We start from the raw sequence: 9,049 nt of genomic DNA, 5'->3' as shown, positions 1-9,049 counted from the left end.
ACTGGATGTACTCGGGTGATGCGACAACGCGGCGTGGGGGTACCCCCGGCCGAAGGCTGGGGGAGCCGTGCCGGGCGTCGCGAGCCGGTGAACCTATCCGGTCACGGCACTAGCGGAGCGGCCCGGTGACCGTCTCGGCCGCCGTGACCAGCAGGCCGTCGCGCACGAAGGCGTCCGCGGCGGCGAGGTCGGGGGCGAGGAAGCGGTCGGGTCCGGGGCCCTGGACGCCCGCCTTGCGCACGGCCTCGACGACCGCCCGCGAGGCCGGCGCCGGGGTGAGGCCCTCACGCAACTCCACGGCGCGCGTGGCGGCGTAGAGCTCGATCGCGAGCACCCGCGTCAGGTTGTCGACGGCGGTGCGCAGCTTGCGCGCGGCCGACCAGCCCATGGAGACGTGGTCCTCCTGCATGGCGGAGGACGGGATCGAGTCCGCGGAGGCCGGTACGGCGAGCCGCTTGAGCTCACTGACCAGGGCGGCCTGCGTGTACTGGGCGATCATGAGCCCCGAGTCCACGCCGGCGTCGTCCGCGAGGAACGGCGGGAGGCCGTGGCTGCGGTTCTTGTCGAGCAGCCGGTCGGTGCGGCGCTCGGCGATGGAGGCGAGGTCGGCGGCGGCGATCGCGAGGAAGTCGAGGACGTAGGCCACCGGGGCGCCGTGGAAGTTGCCGTTGGACTCCACCCGCCCGTCGGGCAGTACGACGGGATTGTCGACGGCGGAGGCCAGTTCGCGCTCGGCGACCAGGCGGGCGTGGGCCATCGTGTCGCGTCCGGCACCGGCGACCTGCGGGGCGCAGCGCACGGAGTAGGCGTCCTGGACCCGGGGCGCGCCGTCCTGGTGGTGGCCGGTGAGTTCCGAACCCTCCAGCACGGCCAGCATGTTGGCGGCGCTGTCGCCCTGTCCGGGGTGCGGGCGGATGGCGTGCAGCTCGGGCGCGAGCACCTTCTCGGTGCCGAGGAGGGCTTCGAGGCTGAGCGCCGCGGTGATGTCCGCCGACTTGTAGAGGGTGTCCAGGTCGGCGAGGGCCATGACCAGCATGCCGAGCATGCCGTCGGTGCCGTTGAGGAGGGCTAGCCCTTCCTTCTCGCGCAGTTCGACCGGGGCGATGCCGTGCTCGGCGAGGAGCTCGCCGGCCGGGCGGACCGCGCCGTCGGGGCCCTCGGCGTCGCCCTCGCCCATCAGGGTCAGGGCGCAGTGGGAGAGCGGGGCGAGGTCACCGGAGCAGCCGAGGGAGCCGTACTCGTGGACGACCGGGGTGATGCCGGCGTTGAGGACGTCGGCCATGGTCCGCGCGACCTCCGGCCGGACGCCGGTGCGGCCCGAGCAGACGGTCTTGAGCCGCAGGAACATCAGGGCCCGTACGACCTCGCGCTCGACGCGGGGTCCCATCCCGGCGGCGTGCGAGCGGACGATGTTGCGCTGGAGCTGGGCGCGCAGTTCCGGGCTGATGTGCCGGGTCGCCAGGGCGCCGAAGCCGGTGCTCACGCCGTAGACGGGTTCGGGACGGGCGGCGAGCCGGTCGACGATCGCGCGGGCCGCGGCGAGGGCCGCGACCGCCTCCTCGGAGAGTTCGACCCGGGCGCCTTCGCGCGCCACGGCGAGCACGTCGGACGCGGTCACCCCGGACGTCCCCACCACCACAGTGTGCATATCCATATTCAGGAGCGTACGCAGTGAATTCGAAGATGTCACCAGTGGGGACCCGGTTCGCCCCTTACCGATGTGCGGGGCCGGCGGTCAGTGCCGACCCCGGAACCGGCGGCGCTCCGCGGTCGCCTCACCCGACGGCTCGTCGGCCAGCCGTACGACGGGATCGTCCGGGCCGTGCCGCCCGGCGACCACCGGTCTGCCCGCCCGTTCGGCCTTGGCCTGGTACTGGGCCGCGTCGGCCAGCCGGAACAGCCGGCGGGCCGAGCGGACCGGCCCGATCGGGTCCTCGGTGGAGGCGACCCCGCAGGCCACACCGTCGCCGAGCTCCAGGTCGGCCGCCCGGCGGCACAGTTCGCCGGCCGCCTTGACCACCTCGTCGGCGGTCGGCCCGACCGCGAGCAGACAGAACTCGTCGCCACCGAGGCGGGCCGCGAGCGTGCCGGGCAGCATCGCCCCGCACAGCGACAGTACCGACCCGAACCGTTCGAGCAGCCGGTCGCCGACGGCGTGGCCGCGGGTGTCGTTGACCCGCTTGAGCCCGTTGAGGTCGCACACCACGAGGCTGACCACCAGGCCCTCGCGCCGGTGGCGTTCGATCGCCTCGTCGAGCCGCCCGTCGACGGCACGGCGGTTGGCCAGTCCCGTGAGCGCGTCGGTGAACGCCAGCCGCCTGACCTCCTCCAGCCGCTCCGCCTGGGCGATACCGGCGGCGACCACGGCGGCCAGCACGGTGGCGAAGTCGGCGTCGGCCCGCTCGAAGAGGGGCGCGCCGGCCGGACGGGCGACGTACAGCTCGCCCCAAGCCCGCCCGTTCAGCACGATCGGCGCGACCACGCAGCAACCGCGACCCCGGCGGCGCAGGGCCGCGACGCGCTGATGGACGTAACCCGGGCGGCGGCCCGCCGCCGGCCCCTCGGCGGTCTCCACCCAGGCGTTCGGCTCGCCGCCCCCGGCCCAGCGCTCGTGCAGGAACTCGGTGATCTCCGGGAACTGGTGCACCGGGTACGCCTCACCCTCGGGGAACTCCTCCTCGTCGGCGGCGCGCGCCCCGATGTTCACGAGGACCCGCAGCCGGCCGAGCTCGCGCTCCCACACCGACAGCGCGGCGAAGCTCCCGCCCAGCGCACGGCACGCCCCGGACGCGGCGGCGCGCCACGCCTCCCGGGAACCGTGGGCCGCCGCCATGCCCTGCGCCAACGCGACCACAGCCGCGAGCCGCTTGTCCTCACCCATCACCCCAGGCTAGGGAGGTTCAGGACTTATGGGGACATTGTTGTGCCGAACAGGTGTTGGTACGAGGGTCCAGCGGGGCGGAGCGGCCGTGACGCCCGGGGGTGGCGCGACGGGCGGGGCCGATGGGGTCGGACGGCGCTTCTCCACCGCGCCGCCCGGCCGCGGGGCTCACTCCCCCGGCCAGTTCGGGGCGCGCTTCTCGTTGAAGGCCGCCACGCCCTCCGCTCGGTCGCCGGAGAACGCCACCGAGCGCCAGGCGGCGTCCTCGACCTCCAGCCCGGCCCGCAGGTCCAGCCCGTGCCCGAGCCGCAGCGCCTGCTTCGCCGCCCGCAGTCCGACCGGCGAGTTCGCCGCGATCCGGGCGGCCAGCGCGAGGGCCTCCGCACGGTCCCGGCCCTCCTCCACCAGCTGGTCGACCAGCCCCCACTCCCGGGCCTCCGCCGCCTCCACCCGCCGCGCCGTGAAGATCAGCTCGGCGGCCCGCGCGGCCCCCACCCGCCGGGGCAGCAGCTGCGTGCCGCCGCCGCCCGGGATCACCCCGACCGACACCTCCGGCAGCCCCACGACGGCGGTCCGGTCGGCCACGATCAGGTCACAGGCCAGGGCGATCTCGAAGCCGCCGCCCAGCGCGAACCCGTGCAGCGCCGCGATCGACGGCACCGGCAGCTCCAGCACCCCCGTGTACGCGCCCCGGGTGACCGGCCGCTGCCGCACCAGGTCGGCGTCACTGAAGGAGTTGCGCTCCTTCAGGTCGGCCCCGACGCAGAAGGCCCGCTCGTGCGTAGAGGTCAGCACGACCACCCGCACGTCCCGGTCCCGGCCCAGCGCGGCACAGGCGGCCGCGAGCGAGCGGGCCATGTCGGTCGACACCGCGTTCATCGCCTTGGGCCGGTCCAGGGCCAGCTCCGCGACATGCCCGTCCTCGTGCCGCCGCACCAGCACGAACTCCCCGAACCGCTCCTCGCCCATGACACCCTCCAGTTAACGCGGGTTAACAACCTGCCCCCGATCATCGCAGCCGAGGCCCACCCGGGGAAAGGCCGAGCCGCGGCCGCCCGGTTCCCGGCCCGGGACCCGACACCTCGTACGAGTGACATCTCGCCCAACTCCCTCCCGAACGCCCACAGAAGCGCATAACGTGCGCTCCGCCATGGCATCGGGGAGGGATCGTGACGACGTACACGACAGTCGGGCCGCAAGGACGTTCCGGAGCGGACGCGGCGGGCGCCGTCGCCGGGTCCGCCGTCGCCGGTGCCGCCGCCGAGCCGCTCCGTCTCTTCGCCCCGCGCGTCCGCGGCCGGCACCGCAGGCCGCGCCCCCGCAAGGTGCTGCTGGCCGCCGGCGGCCTTGCCCTGGCCGCCGGAGTGCTGAGCCTGGTCCGCCTGGCGCCGGACTCGGGCGTCGCCGGGATCGACTCCGCGGAGGCCGAACCCAGCGCCGACCCGGGCACCGACGCGGGCCGGTCGACGAACGCGGCCGCCTCCCTCAGGAAGGCGCCCGAGGTGAGTCCGTCGTCGACGTCGGCCATGGGCGGCCTGAGCCCGTCACCCACCCCGGACGCCGGCCTGCTGCCCGCCGCCGGCGCGCCCGCGTCCCCGTTCACGGCCCCGGCCACCGCCGCCGCCGCCGCAGGTGCCGATGCCGCCGGGCCGACGCCGGAGCCCGACAGCACGACCATCCCGGACACGGCGAACACCCCGGCGCCCACGCCGACACCCCGTTCCCCGACCACGACGGCCCCCGCCGGCCGGCCCACCCACACCCCGGCGGCTCCTGCCCCGACCCGCGCCACGGCTCCCCCGGCCCCGGGCGCCCCCGGCCTGTGCGTGCCGATCATCGGCCTGTGCGTGGACCCCCTGAAGACAGCCCACGACTGAGCACGCCGAGGCGGCGACCCACCGGACGCCGGACGGGGAGCGGCCCGCGGTCACCCGACCGGTGAGGCGGGGCGGGCGCTGTGACGAGCGGGGGCTAAGGCTCCACGCTGCGGCGGGTCAGCAGCCAGGGTTCGATCACGCCGAGGCCGCGGACCGGGCGCTGCCACATCGGCTGGAGTGCGAAGCGGTACGTGGGGGGCTCCTCGCCCTCCTTCTCCGCGGCGGCCGCGGCCTCGGCCGCCTCCGCCTCGGAGGCCGGCGCCTCTCCCGTGCGGATCAGATCCTCCGCGAAGGCGCTGTCCACGAGAACGGCGTCACGAGGCGCTATCGACGTCAACCGCGAGGCCAGGTTCACCGTCGTACCGAAGACATCGCCCATGCGGGTGGTGACCGTGCCGAACGCGATGCCGACGCGCAGCTCGGGCATCGTCTCGTCGTTCGCCATCGTCTCGATCAGGCGCAGCGCGATCTCCGCGGCCACGCCCGCGTCGTCGGCGGCGTACAGCACCTCGTCGCCGAGCGTCTTGATGAGCCGTCCGCCGTTGGCGGCGACCAGGTCGGCGGCGGTGGTCTCGAACGCCTCGACGAGTTCGCCGAGCTCCTCCTCCTCCATCCGCCGGGTCAGCCGCGTGAACCCGACGAGGTCCGCGAAACCGACGGCGAGACGCCGGTCCACCATCTCCTCGTCGTCGGCGGTCTGGATGACCCGGCCCGCGGAGGCGGCGAGCTGGCGCCGCCACACGTAGACGAGGAACTCCTCCAGCTCGGGCAGCAGCAGCTCGACGATCGGGTACGTCACCTCGGTGCGCGTCATCCCCGGCTCGGGCGGCTCGGTCAGGCCCTCCAGGAAGGAGTCCATCTGCCACTCGGCCAACCGGGCGGTGGTCTGCCCGGTGGACCGCGCCACCTGCACGGCCATCGCCTCGCTGAGCAGGCCCGCCTCGACGAGACCGGCGAGCCGCCGCAGGGCCAGGACGTCGGCCTCCGTGAGGGCCTTGGCCTGGCCGATGTCGGCGAAGCCCATGGCCCGCCAGAACCGGGACGCCAGTTCCATGGAGACGCCGGCGCTGCGGGCCGCCTGGAAGGGCGTGTAGCGGCGCTCGGCGCCGAGGATGAGCTGTTCGAGGCGCAGGGCGAGGGGGTTCTGACCGGAGTCCGCGGCCTGGTCGTCCTCCGGCTCCAGGGCAGGCGAGAGCGGGGGAGGGTCCATCCGGCCGTCCCCGTCCGTGCCGGAGCCCGTGTCGTCGACGGTCACGCCTGCTGCCTTCCGATCTGTCACGGCCAGGTATCGACCGGCCTCAACTCTACGGCAGGTGTGCGCCAGCTCACTCCGTGAGGTGCGGCCCACGCTGCCCCTTCCCGGCCGGTCGGACCGGTCCCGGGACCCGCCGGGCAGCCCTCGTGCCACCGCCGGAACACTTCCCGCGCCCGGACGGACCCGGACCGACCCGGACGGCGCCTCGGGCCGACGCGAGCCGCCCGCGGACGGCCTCGTCAGCCGCCGTGAGACCACCCGCGGACCGCCGTCGGACCCACCCGCGGGCCCGCCCTCCGACCGGCCTCAGGCCGCCTTCCGGCCGGCCTCAGGCCGCCCTCAGATGGACGATGTCGCCCGCACCCACCGGCTCCTGTACCCCTTCCTCGGTGGCGATCACGAGTCGGCCGTCTCCGTCGACCGCCACCGCCTCCCCGACGAGCGAGCGCTGTCCGGGCAGCTCGGCCCGGACCTGTCGACCCAGCGTGGCGCATCCCGCCGCGTACGTCTCCTGGAGTCCGCTCACCGCCGGGTCGCCGCCGGCCGCACGCCAGCGGCCGTACCACTCCTCCAGTGACCGCAGCACCCCGCGCAGCAGCGTGTCGCGGTCCGTGCTCACCGCCTCCGCCAGCGCCAGCGAGCCCGCCTGCGGCACCGGCAACTCGTGCGCGCGCAGCGAGACGTTGATGCCGACCCCGACGACCACCCCCCGGTCACCGGCCCGCTCCGCGAGGATGCCGCCGGCCTTGCGCTCCTCGCCGCCGACGGTCACCAGCAGGTCGTTGGGCCACTTGAGTGCCGTGTCGACGCCCGCCGCCCGGGACAGCCCGGTGGCCACCGCCACCCCGGTGAGCAGCGGCAGCCAGCCCCAGCGGGCCACCGGGACCTCACTCGGGTTCAGCAGGACGGAGAAGAACAGGCCGGAGCGGGCGGGCGCCGTCCACTGGCGGTCCAGGCGGCCGCGCCCTGCCGTCTGCTCCTCGGCGACCAGGATCGCGCCCTCGGCGGCCGTGCCGGCCTCGGCGCGGGCCACCAGGTCGGAGTTGGTGGAGCCGGTGCGCTGCACCAGTTCGACGCCCGACCACAGGCCGCCCTCGCGCAGCAGCGCCCGGCGCAGGGCGGCGGCGTTGAGGGGCGGGCGGTCGAGGTCGGACCAGCGGCTGTCGTTCGCGTCTGCTGCATCGGGCGGCGTCATGCAAGCCACCCTAGGTGTGGTAAACGCCGCACTGCCGATCGGTAGGGCCGCCACTACTCTACGGATGAGTAACCGTCCCCCCTTTTGAGCAGGCAGGGAGCCGTATCCCGATGTCCGAGCCGGAAGAGCCGCAACAGACCGACATCCACACGACCGCCGGCAAGTTGGCGGACCTGCAGCGCCGTATCCAGGAAGCGACGCATGCCGGCTCGGAACGCGCCGTCGAGAAGCAGCACGCCAAGGGCAAACTGACGGCCCGTGAGCGGGTCGAGCTCCTGCTCGACGAGGAGTCCTTCGTCGAACTCGACGAGTTCGCCCGCCACCGGTCCACCAACTTCGGGCTGGAGAGCAACCGGCCCTACGGCGACGGCGTCGTCACCGGCTACGGAACCGTCGACGGCCGCCCCGTCGCCGTGTTCTCCCAGGACTTCACCGTCTTCGGCGGTGCCCTGGGCGAGGTGTACGGGCAGAAGATCGTCAAGGTGATGGACTTCGCGCTGAAGACGGGCTGTCCCGTCATCGGCATCAACGACTCCGGCGGCGCCCGCATCCAGGAGGGGGTCGCCTCCCTCGGTGCCTACGGTGAGATCTTCCGCCGCAACACCCATGCCTCCGGGGTGATCCCGCAGATCAGCCTGGTGGTCGGGCCGTGCGCGGGCGGCGCGGTCTACTCCCCCGCCATCACCGACTTCACGGTCATGGTCGACCAGACCTCGCACATGTTCATCACCGGTCCCGACGTCATCAAGACGGTCACCGGTGAGGACGTCGGCTTCGAGGAGCTGGGCGGGGCCCGGACGCACAACTCCGCGTCGGGCGTGGCCCACCACATGGCAGGCGACGAGAAGGACGCGATCGAGTACGTCAAGCAGCTGCTGTCGTACCTGCCGTCCAACAACCTCAGCGAGCCGCCGGTCTACCCGGAGGAGGCGGACCTCGCCGTCACCGACGAGGACCGCGAGCTGGACGCGATCGTGCCGGACAGCGCGAACCAGCCGTACGACATGCACACGGTGATCGAACACGTCCTGGACGACGCCGAGTTCTTCGAGACGCAGTCGCTGTTCGCGCCGAACATCCTGACCGGCTTCGGCCGGGTCGAGGGCCGTCCGGTGGGCATCGTCGCCAACCAGCCGATGCAGTTCGCGGGCTGCCTCGACATCGACGCGAGCGAGAAGGCCGCGCGCTTCGTGCGCACCTGCGACGCCTTCAACGTCCCCGTCCTCACCTTCGTCGACGTGCCGGGCTTCCTGCCGGGCGTCGACCAGGAGCACACCGGCATCATCCGCCGCGGCGCCAAGCTGATCTACGCCTACGCGGAGGCGACGGTCCCGCTGATCACGGTGATCACCCGCAAGGCCTTCGGCGGGGCGTACGACGTCATGGGCTCCAAGCACCTGGGCGCCGACCTCAACCTGGCCTGGCCGACGGCCCAGATCGCCGTCATGGGCGCGCAGGGCGCGGTCAACATCCTGCACCGCAGGACCATCGCCGAGGCGGAGGCCGCCGGCGAGCTGGAGGCGACCCGGGCGCGGCTCATCCGGGAGTACGAGGACGCCCTCCTCAACCCCTACATCGCGGCCGAGCGCGGTTACATCGACGGTGTGATCATGCCGTCCGACACCCGCCGTCACGTCGTCCGCGGCCTGCGGCAGCTGCGCACCAAGCGGGGGTCCCTGCCGCCGAAGAAGCACGGCAACATCCCCCTCTAGCGCCGTGACCGGAAAGGTTCACCGGCTCGCGACCCCCGGCACGGCTCCCCCAGCCTTCGGCCGGGGGTACCCCCACGCCGCGTTGTCGCATCACCCGAGTACATCCAGTACGCGGGCGATGCTCCGCCT

The 9,049-nt window shown here is 73.8% G+C and carries 7 protein-coding genes; 2 read left to right on the top strand and 5 right to left on the bottom strand.

Annotation, left to right across the window (positions count from 1 at the left end; translation table 11 throughout):
- Positions 1-109: 109 nt before the first annotated feature.
- The 3 genes from hutH to ABZT03_RS41860 form a co-directional block, all read right to left on the bottom strand.
- On the bottom strand, positions 110-1,648 hold the full coding sequence (hutH, locus tag ABZT03_RS41870) for a histidine ammonia-lyase (protein ID WP_356049264.1): 1,539 nt from the start codon (positions 1,646-1,648) through the stop codon (positions 110-112).
- Positions 1,649-1,735: 87 nt separating this feature from the next.
- On the bottom strand, positions 1,736-2,881 hold the full coding sequence (locus ABZT03_RS41865; RefSeq protein ID WP_356049262.1) for a GGDEF domain-containing protein: 1,146 nt from the start codon (positions 2,879-2,881) through the stop codon (positions 1,736-1,738).
- A 168-nt stretch (positions 2,882-3,049) separates the two neighbouring features.
- Positions 3,050-3,850 (bottom strand): enoyl-CoA hydratase-related protein, encoded by an 801-nt coding sequence (locus ABZT03_RS41860; RefSeq protein WP_356049260.1) that lies wholly within the window; start codon positions 3,848-3,850, stop codon positions 3,050-3,052.
- A gap of 200 nt (positions 3,851-4,050) precedes the next feature.
- Between ABZT03_RS41860 and ABZT03_RS41855 the strand changes: the two genes are divergently transcribed.
- Positions 4,051-4,758, top strand: a complete 708-nt coding sequence (locus tag ABZT03_RS41855; RefSeq protein WP_356049258.1) for a hypothetical protein — start codon at positions 4,051-4,053, stop codon at positions 4,756-4,758.
- Between the two features lie 94 nt (positions 4,759-4,852).
- Here ABZT03_RS41855 and ABZT03_RS41850 read toward each other — a convergent pair whose 3' ends face one another.
- Both ABZT03_RS41850 and ABZT03_RS41845 read right to left on the bottom strand, forming a co-directional pair.
- Positions 4,853-6,013, bottom strand: a complete 1,161-nt coding sequence (locus ABZT03_RS41850) for an adenylate/guanylate cyclase domain-containing protein (protein ID WP_356049256.1) — start codon at positions 6,011-6,013, stop codon at positions 4,853-4,855.
- Positions 6,014-6,341: 328 nt separating this feature from the next.
- Entirely contained in the window at positions 6,342-7,208 is an 867-nt protein-coding gene (locus tag ABZT03_RS41845) for a biotin--[acetyl-CoA-carboxylase] ligase (protein WP_356049254.1), read from the bottom strand.
- Positions 7,209-7,318: 110 nt separating this feature from the next.
- On the opposite strand from ABZT03_RS41845, the gene ABZT03_RS41840 reads away from it, so the two are divergent.
- Positions 7,319-8,920, top strand: coding sequence for an acyl-CoA carboxylase subunit beta (locus tag ABZT03_RS41840; RefSeq protein WP_356049253.1), 1,602 nt, complete (start codon positions 7,319-7,321; stop codon positions 8,918-8,920).
- Positions 8,921-9,049: the final 129 nt, after the last annotated feature.

It is taken from the genome of Streptomyces sp. NPDC005574 (assembly GCF_040605435.1).
In the GTDB taxonomy this organism is placed as follows: Bacteria; Actinomycetota; Actinomycetes; order Streptomycetales; family Streptomycetaceae; genus Streptomyces.
Note: the sequence above shows the minus strand (reverse complement) of the source record. Positions and strands in the feature narration are given on the sequence as shown.

Bases quoted from the DNA above. Each gene is read 5' to 3' on its own strand.
- hutH (WP_356049264.1), bottom strand. From the start codon at position 1,648: ATGCACACTGTGGTGGTGGGGACGTCCGGGGTGACCGCGTCCGACGTG.
- ABZT03_RS41865 (WP_356049262.1), bottom strand. From the start codon at position 2,881: ATGGGTGAGGACAAGCGGCTCGCGGCTGTGGTCGCGTTGGCGCAGGGC.
- ABZT03_RS41860 (WP_356049260.1), bottom strand. From the start codon at position 3,850: ATGGGCGAGGAGCGGTTCGGGGAGTTCGTGCTGGTGCGGCGGCACGAG.
- ABZT03_RS41845 (WP_356049254.1), bottom strand. From the start codon at position 7,208: ATGACGCCGCCCGATGCAGCAGACGCGAACGACAGCCGCTGGTCCGAC.
- ABZT03_RS41840 (WP_356049253.1), top strand. From the start codon at position 7,319: ATGTCCGAGCCGGAAGAGCCGCAACAGACCGACATCCACACGACCGCC.